Source organism: Bacteroides sp. RCH18 (assembly GCF_058231005.1).
This window is the reverse complement of the sequence record NZ_JBIPTC010000001.1, coordinates 2,592,586-2,606,003: the sequence shown is the minus strand read 5'-3', so window position 1 is coordinate 2,606,003 and position 13,418 is coordinate 2,592,586. Positions and strand designations below refer to the sequence as shown.

The following is a 13,418-nucleotide window of genomic DNA, read 5'->3' as shown; positions in this document are numbered from 1 at the left end:
AAATGGGGAATTTAATTTCATTTATGAAAAAGGTAGCCGACGGGCTACGGGAAAGTGGGAATTATGGGACCGCCCATATTTACAGGAGTAGCATGAGTGCAATCCTTGCATTCAATGAAAGCGGGAATCTGCCTTTTCGAAAAGTGACTCCGGAGTTTTTGAAAAGTTTTGAAGCGTATCTGCGTGGAAGAAATTGTAGCTGGAATACGGTTTCTACCTATATGCGTACGCTGAGAGCTGTGTACAATCGGGCAGTAGACCGACGCATTGCACCTTATGTACCGCATCATTTCCGGTATGTCTATACGGGGACACGCGCTGATAAAAAGCGTGCATTGGAAAAAGAGGATTTGGAACGTCTTATGAAAGAACTTCCGAAACAGTTGCATTCGGGAAACAGGGAATTGCAGCGTGCTCGTGGTTTTTTCATATTAATGTTTTTGCTGCGTGGTATGCCTTTCGTCGATCTTGCTTATCTGAAAAAGCATGATATAGATGGAAATGTGCTTACTTATCGTCGGAGGAAAACGGGCAGAATGCTGACTGTGACTCTTTTGCCGGAAGCGGTGAAATTGATCAAACAGCATATGAATACCGATCCTGCTTCTCCTTATCTCTTTTCGTTGATTTCCAGCAAGGAAGGAACGGAAGAGGCATATAAGGAATACCAGTTGGCATTGCGTAACTTTAATTATCAGCTGATGATTCTGAAACAAGTGTTGGGACTGACTACGGATCTGAGTTCATATACGGCGCGTCACACATGGGCTACGATGGCTTATTATTGTGAGGTACATCCCGGTGTCATTTCAGAAGCGATGGGACATTCATCTATCACTGTCACAGAGACTTATCTGAAACCTTTCAAGAATAAGAAAATTGATGAAGCGAATGTGATGGTCTTCTCTTCCTTTAGGAAGTCTTTCTCGGTGGGTAATCATTTGAATTAAAGCCTGTTACTTTGTAGGTAACGGGGAGATAATACGCTGCAAAGATGAACATATTTTGGAAAACATGCAAACAAAAAAGATATTTTTTCTGATAAACTACTAAAAAAAGGAAATACACCAAACAAAACTGCGGATTTTTTGTGAAGAACACATCATGCTCTCTTATTATTGCAAAAGATTTCCCTCCCCTCTGCTGCCGTTCTAAAGCAGGGGTTAAATATATTTTGATACTCATGTTTTAATCTACCCTTCAGACGCTTCTTCAGGAGTAGCTACAGACTGTTTCCCGTTACCTACAAAGTAACGGGCGAATATTATTTGAACTTAGTGTTTAATAATATATTATTAATGTAATTTTTAAGTAGTTATGAAGAAAAAATTTGTTAGAGTGATGTTTTTCGGAGCGTTGGCGCTTGCTACCGGTGCATCGTTCGTAGGTTGTAAAGACTACGATGATGACATTGATGCGGTAAATGCCAGAGTCGATGGAATTGAAAAAACTCTCTCGGAATTGCAAGCTCAAGTGGGAGGCTATGTGAAGTCTGTGGTGTATGATGCATCTACAGGCAAATTAACAGTGACTGGTGCGGATAGTAAAGAGTACACTATACCAATGCCTGAAGAATTGCCATCGTATACTCTTGATGTGACAAAGGATGGTAAGATTACTTTGAAGAAGGATGGCAAAGAAGTTAGTTCTGGTACTATCGACATTCCTGAAATCCCTGAAATTCCGACGTATAAGGAATTTGATCCATTGTTACTGACTGTAAAAGGTGGCTATGTTTATTATGATGGCACAAAAACTTCTGTTGCGATTCCTGAGACTGCAAAAGGATCTATTACTGCTATCCTTGATGAAAAAGGAGTCGTTACAGGATATAGAATTGTAACGATCGAAAACGGTAAAGAAGTAACAGGTGAATTTTCTGTTATCGATGCTATGCCTTTGAAAGGATTAATATTTGAACCGACTTGCTATGTAGGTGGAATCTCTGCATTGAAAGCTAATAATCTGACTTATAATGCATGGTCGCAGAAAGCATACGCTAAACCGACAGAAAGCGGTGAAACATATGAGGTTGCTGCTACAGCTTCTTTTATTACTCCACAAATTTGGGCCTATTATCACATGAATCCGGCTAGTGCTTCAATGGCACAGATTGAAAGCCTGAAATTCCTTTCAGGCGATAAGGATTATTATCCAGTTTCTCGTGCTGCTGCAATGGATCCAACTGCTAATATAAAGAAATCAGATGTCGTAACCGAAGACGGACAACGTTATCTTAAAGTTGCAATGGATGCAGATGCAGAAAAGATACCGGCACTGAATTCTGGTAAGGTAGCTGTATATGCTTTGCAGGCTCAGACCAAAGCTATTGGTGCTGACGAAGCTAAAGTAATTACCTCTGATTACGCTAGTATATATAAGGTACTTATGAGCGACTTCGTTCTAGAAACAAAAATTGATGCAGAAGACGTAATCTTATATGGACAAAGCATTTCTCGTACTGGTTCTACTCCTAATGCTAATGCAGGTAAGGCACAAGAAGCTATTGATGCAAATGCAGATTACACTGTAGCTACAGATGGTACACTTAAATTAGCAGATAAAATCTCTACTTATTATAAAGAAAACAATGGTACTGAATTAGTTAAGATGACTAATATTAAAGATAACGGTCTGAAATATGTCTTCACTGCTTCCAATTACATTGGTGGAGCTAATAATGAGACAGAACAGAACTCATTCTTTAATGGTAGTGATGCTGCTAAAGGTATTATTAACCCTGAATATAAAGGTCAGGATTCTGAAGCAACTGAACATCGCGAGCCATTGTTACGTGTAGAATTGGTAGATACCACTAAGGTTCCTAATCAGGTAGTTGCTGTAGGATGGATTAAGACAAAGATTGTTAAGGGTACAATTGACGGATTCGGTAAAGTATTCACTAAAGATACTTATTACTATGGTTGTGAGAACAATGTTGCCAAATTGACTTACCTCAACATGAATGATGTTTATGCTGAAGCGAAGTTGAACAAGCCTGACTTCCATACAGCATATACATTGAAGAAAGATGATGGAGGTGCTATCGCTTTGGGTGAAGGAAGTACAGGAACAGTAACAGAAGTAACGGATCCTGAAGCTATTGCTACTACAGTAGTAGAGTGGACAGTAACTCCGGCGGAAGCTTTGGCTCTTGTTAAAAAGTCGAAGACAGAGATGTTCGCTACTGTGACTTATGAATCAGTAGACGGAACTCGTGGAGATATTACAATTACGATGAAAGCAAGCATCGCAATGCCTAGTGGAGTAATTAAGAATGACCAGAAGATTACTGAAGCTTGGTCACCTGATAAGTCTTATGTAAAAGCTGATGTGAAAGAACCGGTTACTGTAGCAGTAACAGACTTCAAACTCGATCTGTTTGATGTATTTGAAGGTCGTAAGGTTGTTGTTTCTAACGTTACAGAAGCGAACTTCCCATCATTTACGAAGGATAAGTTGACTGCGAAGTTTATCTTCTCAGGAGCTAAGGATGTAACTATCGGAACTGATAAATACACATTCACTGTTGCAAATAATGGTACTCAATTGAATGCTAGTAAGAATAGTGAACCTGCAACTGAGATTGCTACAATTGATGCTGCCGGTATTATTACTTACGATAAGGATGACAAGAATGCACAAGTATTGTTGAATAAGTCTGCTTACAACGTGGATCCGTTCACTGTAGGTATTGAAATTGTGGTAACTAATGACTATGATGAAATCTTGCCATTGACTGGTAACAAGTTCGATGTGAAGTTCTTACGTCCTATCAATGTAGTTGACTTGAAGTCTGCTGAACTGCAAGATGCAACTACAGGAACTGCTAAGATCGACATGAGCAAGCTGCTTGGTTTGACTGATTGGAGAGGTAAGGCATTTGCTGTTACACCTGTAGACTTCTATACTTATTATGGAGTTACTGGCAATGCAATTTCAATTGATAAGGATAAGATCATGACAACATTGAATGCAAGTGAAGCTGCTCCAAAATTGTTGAAGGACGTTGCACCTAATATGTCAATTGCTTATACATGTGATCTTCAGAAATCAGGTAATGACATAACATTTGGTGATCTTGTTTATGAAAACGGTAAGTTTACTATAAATGCGCCATTCAAACTATTTATTCCTGTAACGGTTAAATATACTTTCGGTGAAGTAACCAGCACAGTAACATTGACAATTACTCCGACTCATCAGTAATTGATTGATTTCTCACGATAGCAATATCGACAAAGATAAGAAGGGTATCTTTTTCAAAAGAAGGATACCCTTCTTTAATAAAGTTAATGCAGTATCATATTAAAAAGAAAAGATAAGCATGAACATAAAGAAATTGTGGATGCCTGTATTCGCCTTACTGTTAAGTAGTACAGTCATTTTCGCACAAGAACAAAGAATAAAAGAAGAAGGTAAAACTGAATTCAAACCTCATTGGTTTATGCAAGTGCAAGTAGGTGCTGCTCACACACTTGGCGAAGCTAAGTTTAGTGATCTTATTTCTCCTGCAGCAGCGATAAACGTAGGTTATCAGTTTGCTCCTGCATGGTGGGCACGTGTTGGTGTCAGCGGATGGCAGGCAAAAGGAGGCTGGGTTTCTCCGCAACAGGATTACCAGTACAAATATTTGCAAGGTAACATTGACATCGTTTCTGATCTTAGCACATTGTTTTGTGGTTTTAATCCCAAACGTGTATTCAATGGTTATGTCTTTCTCGGAGGAGGATTAAATCGTGGCTTTGATAACGATGAGGCGAATGCACTTGATACACGAACCTATGAGATGGAATATCTTTGGCAGGACGGAAAGTTTCTCGTTGCCGGGCGCATGGGTTTAGGATGTAATCTGCGTCTGAATGATCGCTTGTCCATCAACATCGAAGGTAATGCAAATGTCTTATCCGACAAGTTCAACTCAAAGAAGGCAGGAAATGCTGACTGGCAGTTCAATGCTCTCATTGGTTTGAATATTAAATTCGGTAAAGGCTATACGGAAACTAAACCTGTATATTATGAGGCAGAACCTGTAGTAGTGGAACAACCGAAGCCTGCTCCCGTGGTAGAACAGCCACAGCCGAAGAAAGAAGTTGTAGTACAGCCAATGAAACAGGATATCTTCTTTGCTTTGAACTCAGCGAAGATACAAGACGATCAAAAGTCAAAAATAGATATGTTGGTAGAATATCTGCAGAACAATCCGGCTGCAAAGGTTAAAGTGACAGGCTATGCCGATGTAAATACAGGCAATCCTAAAATCAACAAGTCGTTGTCTGAAAAACGCGCAGGCAATGTTGCGGATGCTTTGAAGGCAAAAGGAATAACCACTGACAGAATTATGGTTGATTCCAAAGGAGACACTGTTCAGCCATATAAAGCACCAGAAGAAAACCGTGTGAGTATTTGTATCGCTGAATAAACAAAGTCATTAGCAAGATACTATAAGAAGATATTCTAAAAAAATATGTTGCTTCATCGGTACAAAAGAATTTCTAATGGTGTAGAAATATCATTGATGGAATAAGTACCGAATGCGACTACTTTGCGATTATGCGCTCCTGTGAAGAAGCTGATAGTCGTTTTTCCCCACTAAGGATTTCCCCACTATAGTCCTTAGTTTATTTTAGTGAAGAGAGGAAAGGTCTGCACTTGCGAAAGACCGGACTTTTCGCTAACTCTATTCAAGGGACGTTCCTAATTTCCCCTTTTTCCCTGGGAACGTCCTTTTTTAAATTAAATCAACCCTGCCTCAGAATACTTTCAATTAACATTTTTAAGTGCATTTTGCAGCTAATTCCCCTTGAAATAGGACTAAACTTGCTATAAGTTTCTTCTTCTTCCGCATGACTTTAAAATATAAAATGTACATTTGTAGCATAAACAAAAGAAAGAAGATGAAACGAAATTACGTAAAGTATACTTCGGGAGCTATTCTGACAGGACTAATACTATTCACTTCCTGCCAATCTACCCGTGAAGTTCAGGCAAATTATGAAGTTGCCCAGATAGAAGGAACCCGGATTTGCATGGATTCAACCTGGGATGCTCACCCCGACGAAAAGGCTGCCGTCCTGCTTAAACCCTACAAAGAAAAAATAGATAAGATGATGTATGAGGTGATTGGCGTCAGCGAGATGACGATGGACAAAGGACGTCCTGAGAGCTTGCTTTCCAATCTGGTCGCCGAAGTGCTGCGACTCTCTGCAGAGCGTGTACTGAAGCATCCTGCCGATATTGGAATCATGAATATGGGCGGTTTGCGCAACATACTTCCACAGGGTGATATCACAGTCGATGCTGTTTTCGAAATACTTCCTTTTGAAAATTCTCTCTGCGTACTGACGATGAAAGGTGCGGAAATAAAAAGACTGATGGAAGTCATAGCTTCTTTGCACGGTGAAGGACTGAGCGGAGCACGTCTGGAAATAACAAAAGACGGAATACTCCTGAAAGCAACCGTACAGGGAAAAGAGATCGAAGATGACAAAGACTATACCGTAGCTACCATTGACTATCTGGCGGATGGAAACGACGGACTCACTCCCTTTATCAACGCGGATAAGCGTGAATGTCCGGATGGATTGACATTGCGCGGACTGTTCCTCGACTACGTAAGGCAACAGACAGCTGCAGGCAAGAAGATTACCTCTAAACTGGATGGACGTATCACCATTGTTCCGGCATCTGACCGGAAATAAAAAATGAAAAGAGAATAAATAACCAAGGTTTACAATGAAATCTCAGTATCCTATGACAACTCATAATCATATAACTTCCGTCTTGAATATATTCAAAGGAAGAACCGGAAAGTGGCTGATGCTTTTCCTCTTTTTACTACCTGCATTGGCAACTGCCCAGGAAACAAAAAAACTAATCATACTGCAAACCAGTGATGTACACAGCCGGATTGAACCTATGACTCAGGAAGGTGACCGGAACTACGGTCAGGGTGGATTTGTCCGTCGGGCAAGTTTCCTGCAGCAGTTCCGCAAAGAAAATCCGGATGTACTGCTGTTCGACTGTGGCGATATCTCGCAAGGCACTCCTTATTATAATATGTTTAAAGGTGAAGTAGAAGTCACCCTGATGAATGAAATGGGATACGATGCAATGACAATCGGTAACCACGAGTTCGATTTCGGTTTGGACAACATGGCTCGTCTATTTAAATTAGCCAAGTTTCCGGTAGTATGTGCCAACTATGATCTTGATGCCACAATACTCAAAGATATCGTAAAGCCCTATGTCATTTTGGATCGTTTCGGCTTGAAGATCGGAGTTTTCGGGTTGGGAGCGAAGCCGGAAGGACTGATACAGGCCAATAAATGCGAAGGGGTAATCTATAAAGACCCGATCGCCGTATCCAATGACATTGCCGCACAACTGAAAGAAGAAGGATGTGATGTCATAGTATGTCTGTCACATCTGGGCATTCAGATGGATGAGAAGCTGGTAGCCAACACTCGTAATATCGATGTTATTCTGGGTGGGCATTCTCATACCTTTATGGAAAGCCCCAAGAATTATTTGAACATAGACGGGAAAAATGTCCCCGTTATGCACACCGGAAAGAATGGAATTTATGTTGGACGACTAGATTTGACTTTGAATAAAAAATGAGATTACTAACATATATACTGGCTATCCTGCTATTTCTCCCTGTCAAGGCCAGGGGAGAAGCAATAGATACTCCCGTAGAACCTTTACTACTTTATAAAGCTAAACAAGATGTCCGTTGTCGACAATGGGTAGACTCCATTATGAATAAGCTGACGCTTAAAGAGAAAGTCGGTCAGTTGTTTATATATACGATTGCTCCGGTAGATACCAAGCACAACCAGATACTGCTGAAGGATGCCGTCGATACCTATAAAGTCGGCGGACTGTTGTTTTCCGGTGGGAAGATGCAGACCCAGGCGGAACTGACTAATCGAGCCCAGCGCATGGCAAATTTACCGTTAATGATCACTTTTGACGGAGAATGGGGGCTGGCAATGCGTCTGCGTGGTACTCCTGTCTTTCCCCGAAATATGGTGCTCGGATGTATTCAGGATAATAAATTAATCTATGAATACGGTCGCGAGATGGCACGCCAATGTGCACAGTTAGGTGTGCAAGTCAACTTTGCTCCGGTGGCGGATGTGAATATCAATCCTAAGAATCCGGTGATCAATACCCGTTCCTTCGGTGAAGACCCCGTGCAGGTGGCGGATAAGGTAGTAGCTTATGCTTCCGGCCTGGAAAGCGGAGGCGTACTTTCCGTCTGCAAGCACTTCCCCGGACATGGTGATACGGATGTAGACTCGCACAAAACACTTCCGGTACTTCCCTTCACTCGCGAACGTCTGGACAGTGTAGAGCTCCATCCTTTTAGAGAAGCGATCCGTGCCGGATTGAGCGGTATGATGGTCGGACACCTGCAAGTGCCGGTTATTGAACCGATAGGCGGACTTCCTTCTTCTTTATCCCGTAATATCGTATACGATTTGCTGACAGAAGAATTTGCTTTCAAAGGACTGATCTTCACGGATGCACTTGCCATGAAAGGTGTTTCGGGGAATGGAAATGTCAGTCTGCAGGCACTGAAGGCAGGGAATGATATGGTACTGGCTCCCCGGAACCTGAAGGAGGAGATAGCCGCTGTACTCGATGCCATTGATAAGGGAGACTTGACACGCGAAGATATTGAAGAGAAATGCCGCAAGGTATTGACTTATAAATATGTACTCGGACTAAAAAAGAAACCGTTTGTTCAACTGTCTGGTTTGGGACAACGGATCAATACTCCTCAGACACGTGATTTAATCCGCCGGTTGAATTTGGCTGCGATTACTGTGCTGAATAATGAAAATCATGTTCTCCCTTTGCATACGAATCAAAAAGAAACGATGGCATTGCTCGAAGTCGGTGACGCGGGTGAAACCAATGCGTTGGCGGAACAGTTGTCGAAATACACTTCTTTGTCACGTTTCCGCCTTCGTCCCGGTATGACGGAAGAGGCGAATCAGTGGTTACGGGACTCATTGACTGCCTATAAACGGATTATTGTCGCCGTAAGTGAACAGAAGCTGTCACCTTATCAGACTTTCTTCGGTAAATTTACTACTGAAACTCCGGTCATCTATGCTTTCTTTACGCAGGGTAAGATGATGTTGCAGATACAGCGTGCGGTTGCCCGTGCCTCGGCAGTGGTGCTGGGACACAGCCCTAATGAAGATGTGCAGCGGCAGGTGGCGGATGTGCTCTTTGCCAAAGCTACGGCGGACGGAAGATTATCGGCCAGCCTTGGAGAACTCTTTCAGGCAGGAGATGGTGTCACGATTACTCCGAAAACACCTTTGCATTTTATTCCGGAAGAACATGGGCTTTCTTCTGTCGCCCTGCAACGAATTGATTCGATCGCTTTGGACGGTGTTCGTCAGGGAGCTTATCCCGGTTGCCAGGTGATCGTGATGAAAGAGGGTCATGTGATGGTAGACAAGACATTCGGCACTCACACCGGAACGGGAAGCGCACGTGTGCAGCCGACCGATATCTATGACTTGGCTTCACTCTCCAAGACTACTGGTACGGTGCTTGCTTTAATGAAACTTTACGATAAGGGACGTTTTAATCTGACGGACAGAATAGCAGACTATCTTCCTTTCCTCCAGCATACTAACAAGAAAGACATAACCATTCAGGAACTGCTTTACCATCAATCCGGCTTGCCGCCCGGAATTGCTTTTTATCGGGAAGCCATCGATGAAGATAGTTATGAAGGCAGACTGTTCATGTCCCGCAAAGATGCACGGCATCCGTTGCAGGTGGGAACTTCCACATGGGCGAATCCTAATTTTGCATTTAAAAAGGAATATGTTTCAAAGGTTAAAACCGGAGATTACACCTTGCAAATCTGTGATAGTCTGTGGCTGAATCCTTCTTTCTTCAAGGAAATGGAGAAGAAGATTGCAGACGCACCGATGAAACCTAAAACTTACCGATACAGCGATGTCGGTTTTATCCTGTTGCGTCTTCTGGTTGAGAAACTTGCGGGAATGCCGATGGATGCCTACTTGCAACGTGAATTTTATGAACCGATGGGACTGGAACGTACAGGATACCTTCCTTTGCGCCGTTTTCCGAAATCGGAAGTCATACCTTCTTCTGTCGACCGCTTCTTGCGTAAGACTACCCTTCAGGGATTTGTGCATGATGAGGCTGCCGCTTTCCAGGGAGGCGTTTCGGGAAATGCCGGATTGTTCTCGAATGCACGTGAAGTGGCACAGGTTTATCAGATGTTGCTGAACGGTGGTGAGTTGAACGAACAGCGTTATTTAAGCAAGGAAACCTGCCAGTTGTTTACAACGGAAGTTTCCAAAATCAGCCGTCGCGGACTTGGATTTGACAAGCCGGATACCCGTAATCCGGAAAAGAGCCCTTGCGGAAAGCATACACCGGCAAAAGTATATGGTCATACCGGGTTTACCGGAACGTGTGCCTGGGTAGACCCCGACAATGGCTTGGTTTATGTATTTCTGAGCAACCGGATTTATCCGGACGTTACCAACCGGAAGTTAAGCCGTCTGGAAATTCGCGAACAGATACAGGATGCGATCTATAAAGCGATTCAAAGCAAATAAATAAATGAAGAGCCCCTCTGCCGAAGTAGAGGGGCTCTTGCTTATTAATGTAAAATCAAGTAGTTGCTCGGGTTAGAATGAAACACCCACGCGGAAACCGAAGTTGTTCAGTCCGTCTACACTGTAATGCAGTACATCAGCTTTATTGGTACCATAGCTGTAGTACAGAGCAAAGTGCAGACCCGGTCCGTAAACCCAAGGGAATACATTGACACCTACTTCAGGAGAAGCGTAGAATCCCCAGCTGTTTTCTCTGGCTTCCAACATATTGAAGTTGGAACGGATCTTAGCATATTCAGCACCTAATTTTGCACTGACATAAGGTTGTACGGCTCCACCGCGATTCCATTGGTAGCGGGCGGCAGCACCGAAAGGCAACTGGAACATTGTGTGTTGCTGATCAGTTGTAACGTCACCTGCACCCATCTTGAATGTTTCGCGAGGAATATACTCGTGGTTGCTGTGATAGTTCAGGAAAAGACCCAGACCCAAGTTAGGGGTAACGAAATAACCACCTTCAAAGTTCATACCCCAACCGCTGGCTTTGTCTGCAAAATTGTTGCTCAATGGAACATTGAACTGCCAGTCTATATTAGCATATCCATTGTCTGATAGCTGTGCCTTAGCCGGCATGGCAAAGGCGATGGCAATGGCTGCTAGCGCCACTACCTTGAAATATATATTCTTTCTTGTTTTCATAACAGTTGTAGTTGTTTATTTGTTAGTAAGATAAGGTGACTGAGTGAATGACTGGTTCACTGCTTCAATAGCAAGAGTGCGGTTGATAGCTTTAGAGCCTGTTTCAAATCCAGTCAGATAGCTTGTCCAGACTACAGGAAGTTTTTTGCCTTCACCTTCATCTGCTTTCAGGTTCACCATTTCTGTAATGAATGAGTTGGTGCTATAGCTGTAAGTCACAGCGTATGGATAGTACCATCCGCCCCAGTTACCCCAGTAGCTGGGTCCCCAGTAGCCGGGATATCCCCACCACCATTCGGGTTGAGAATAGTTGGTGAAATAATAAGTACTTGCGATGTAGCTTACCTGAATACCAAGATCGGCACTTTCTTTATCGGTAGCCGGTTGATAACCTTTCGCTTCCATATTTTCTGTGTAAGCAGCCAGAATTTGCTCAGCGCCTTCTCCTTCGAGATATTCCGGTTCTTTGCTGTCAGAGATAACCAAGATTTTGTCAGCCAGATAGAATGTGCTGAAGTCTTTGAAGTTGGCTTGCTTGTCGTAGTTAGTGTATACCAGATAGTTGTCATCCAGCTTACCCATGTCCGGGTCTTTTTCGCAAGAAGCGAGTGCAAAGACCGCCAATAAAATAGGAATTAATTTCTTCATATCTTTTATAATGTTTAGGTTATATAAAAATCACGCCCTGGTACCTTGGGGCTTTTGTTACAAACAACAAGAAATGTGTAAAAAGGTTCGTGCAAATGATTATCTTTGCGAGAAAATTAACACTCAAATGCTTATGAAACACATTCGGATACCTCTTTTCGTATGGTTCTCAATCGTGCTGCTGATCGCAGTTGCGCCCGTCTCATTGTCGGCGCAGGAATCGTTTATTCAGAAGATCGAAAAAAATAAGTCCGTCAGCGGAATAAAGTCGCTCGACACCAGCCGCTTCCCGGAAAAGTATGTAATGTACCTGACTCAGCCGCTGGATCATCGACATCCCGAAAAGGGAAGTTTCCGCCAGCGTGTGATTGTGGGACACGTCGGTTATGACCGTCCCACAGTGATTGTCACTGAAGGATATGGGGCAGGGTATGCTTTGCGCCCCACTTATCGGGAAGAACTTTCTGAATTGTTCGATGCCAATATGATCTTTGTGGAGCATCGCTACTTTCTCGAATCCACTCCCGAACCGTGCGACTGGCAATACCTGACCGCAGAGAATTCTGCCGAGGATTTGCATGCCGTGACAACCGCTTTCAAGACTTTATATCCTGGCAAATGGATCAGTACGGGGATCAGCAAGGGTGGGCAGACCTCCTTATTATACCGTGTTTTCTTCCCCGACGATGTGGATGTTTCCGTGCCTTATGTTGCTCCTCTTTGTTATGCGCGTGAAGACGGTCGGCACGAACCTTTCCTCCGCCGGGTAGGTACGGAAGCCGATAGGAAAAAAATAGAAGATTTCCAGTTGGAAGTATTGAAGCGAAAGGCCCGTTTGTTGCCCCGTTTTGAAAAAATGTGTACTGAAAAGAACTATACATTCCGCGCTCCTCTGGAAGAAATATACGATTTCTGTGTGCTGGAATACTCTTTCTCTATCTGGCAATGGGGAACGGATATCCGTAGTATACCGGAAACCTCGGCTTCTGACGATACACTGCTGGATCATTTGCTGGCAATCAGCGGACCTTCTTATTTTATAGTAGACAGCCCGACTCTTTCTTTCTTCGTGCAGGCTGCCCGCGAATTGGGGTATTATGGATACGATATCGCTCCTTTTAAACCTTACCTTTCTATAAAGACCAGCAAGGATTATCTGAGAAGACTGATGTTGCCGGAAGATATGCGGAAGATGAAATTTGATAAGACACTGAGCAATAAGATTGTGCGGTTCTTGAAGAAGAACGATCCGAAGATGATTTTTATCTATGGTCAGAATGATCCCTGGACAGCTGCCGGAGTAACATGGCTGAAGAATAAAAAGAATATTCATGTCTTTGTAGAGCCGGGAGGCAGTCATCTTGCACGCATCGGTACAATGTCCGAAGATCAGAAGCAGAAAGTGATGTCTCTTCTTAGAGGGTGGCTTGAAGAATGACGAAACGA

Annotated in this window: 9 protein-coding genes; 7 read left to right on the top strand and 2 right to left on the bottom strand. The window is 43.0% G+C overall.

Annotated elements, in window-relative coordinates:
- Positions 1 to 2: 2 nt before the first annotated feature.
- From ACHLI0_RS10360 to ACHLI0_RS10335, 6 genes are all read left to right on the top strand, one after another.
- Positions 3 to 950 carry a tyrosine-type recombinase/integrase gene (locus ACHLI0_RS10360; RefSeq protein ID WP_490749095.1) on the top strand — a complete coding sequence of 316 codons (948 nt, stop codon included), beginning with the start codon at positions 3 to 5 and terminating at the stop codon, positions 948 to 950.
- Positions 951 to 1,341: 391 nt separating this feature from the next.
- Entirely contained in the window at positions 1,342 to 4,209 is a 2,868-nt protein-coding gene (locus ACHLI0_RS10355; RefSeq protein ID WP_490749094.1) for a hypothetical protein, read from the top strand.
- Between the two features lie 118 nt (positions 4,210 to 4,327).
- Positions 4,328 to 5,422, top strand: coding sequence for an OmpA family protein (locus ACHLI0_RS10350; RefSeq protein WP_490749093.1), 1,095 nt, complete (start codon positions 4,328 to 4,330; stop codon positions 5,420 to 5,422).
- Positions 5,423 to 5,897: 475 nt separating this feature from the next.
- Positions 5,898 to 6,701: a 5'-nucleotidase C-terminal domain-containing protein gene (locus tag ACHLI0_RS10345; RefSeq protein ID WP_490749092.1), complete on the top strand. Its 804-nt coding sequence runs from the start codon at positions 5,898 to 5,900 to the stop codon at positions 6,699 to 6,701.
- Between the two features lie 118 nt (positions 6,702 to 6,819).
- Positions 6,820 to 7,623: a bifunctional metallophosphatase/5'-nucleotidase gene (locus ACHLI0_RS10340; protein ID WP_490749569.1), complete on the top strand. Its 804-nt coding sequence runs from the start codon at positions 6,820 to 6,822 to the stop codon at positions 7,621 to 7,623.
- The gene (locus tag ACHLI0_RS10335) at positions 7,620 to 10,625 is read left to right on the top strand and encodes a serine hydrolase domain-containing protein (RefSeq protein ID WP_490749091.1); all 3,006 of its coding nucleotides are present in this window, start codon (positions 7,620 to 7,622) and stop codon (positions 10,623 to 10,625) included. Before ACHLI0_RS10340 ends, ACHLI0_RS10335 begins: the two co-directional genes overlap by 4 nt.
- A 72-nt stretch (positions 10,626 to 10,697) precedes the next feature.
- Here ACHLI0_RS10335 and ACHLI0_RS10330 read toward each other — a convergent pair whose 3' ends face one another.
- Both ACHLI0_RS10330 and ACHLI0_RS10325 read right to left on the bottom strand, forming a co-directional pair.
- Positions 10,698 to 11,324 carry a porin family protein gene (locus ACHLI0_RS10330; protein WP_055221726.1) on the bottom strand — a complete coding sequence of 209 codons (627 nt, stop codon included), beginning with the start codon at positions 11,322 to 11,324 and terminating at the stop codon, positions 10,698 to 10,700.
- A gap of 15 nt (positions 11,325 to 11,339) precedes the next feature.
- A complete protein-coding gene (locus tag ACHLI0_RS10325; RefSeq protein WP_258982743.1) occupies positions 11,340 to 11,972 on the bottom strand; it encodes a DUF4136 domain-containing protein in 633 nt (210 codons plus the stop codon).
- Positions 11,973 to 12,105: 133 nt separating this feature from the next.
- Here ACHLI0_RS10325 and ACHLI0_RS10320 point away from each other — a divergent pair, with 133 nt between their 5' ends.
- Positions 12,106 to 13,410: a S28 family serine protease gene (locus ACHLI0_RS10320; RefSeq protein ID WP_055301269.1), complete on the top strand. Its 1,305-nt coding sequence runs from the start codon at positions 12,106 to 12,108 to the stop codon at positions 13,408 to 13,410.
- Positions 13,411 to 13,418: the final 8 nt, after the last annotated feature.

Excerpts from the sequence above, each read along its gene's own strand:
- ACHLI0_RS10330 (WP_055221726.1), bottom strand. The coding sequence starts at position 11,324 with ATGAAAACAAGAAAGAATATATATTTCAAGGTAGTGGCGCTAGCAGCC.
- ACHLI0_RS10355 (WP_490749094.1), top strand. The coding sequence starts at position 1,342 with ATGTTTTTCGGAGCGTTGGCGCTTGCTACCGGTGCATCGTTCGTAGGT.
- ACHLI0_RS10340 (WP_490749569.1), top strand. The coding sequence starts at position 6,820 with ATGCTTTTCCTCTTTTTACTACCTGCATTGGCAACTGCCCAGGAAACA.
- ACHLI0_RS10360 (WP_490749095.1), top strand. The coding sequence starts at position 3 with ATGGGGAATTTAATTTCATTTATGAAAAAGGTAGCCGACGGGCTACGG.
- ACHLI0_RS10320 (WP_055301269.1), top strand. The coding sequence starts at position 12,106 with ATGAAACACATTCGGATACCTCTTTTCGTATGGTTCTCAATCGTGCTG.
- ACHLI0_RS10350 (WP_490749093.1), top strand. The coding sequence starts at position 4,328 with ATGAACATAAAGAAATTGTGGATGCCTGTATTCGCCTTACTGTTAAGT.
- ACHLI0_RS10325 (WP_258982743.1), bottom strand. The coding sequence starts at position 11,972 with ATGAAGAAATTAATTCCTATTTTATTGGCGGTCTTTGCACTCGCTTCT.
- ACHLI0_RS10335 (WP_490749091.1), top strand. The coding sequence starts at position 7,620 with ATGAGATTACTAACATATATACTGGCTATCCTGCTATTTCTCCCTGTC.
- ACHLI0_RS10345 (WP_490749092.1), top strand. The coding sequence starts at position 5,898 with ATGAAACGAAATTACGTAAAGTATACTTCGGGAGCTATTCTGACAGGA.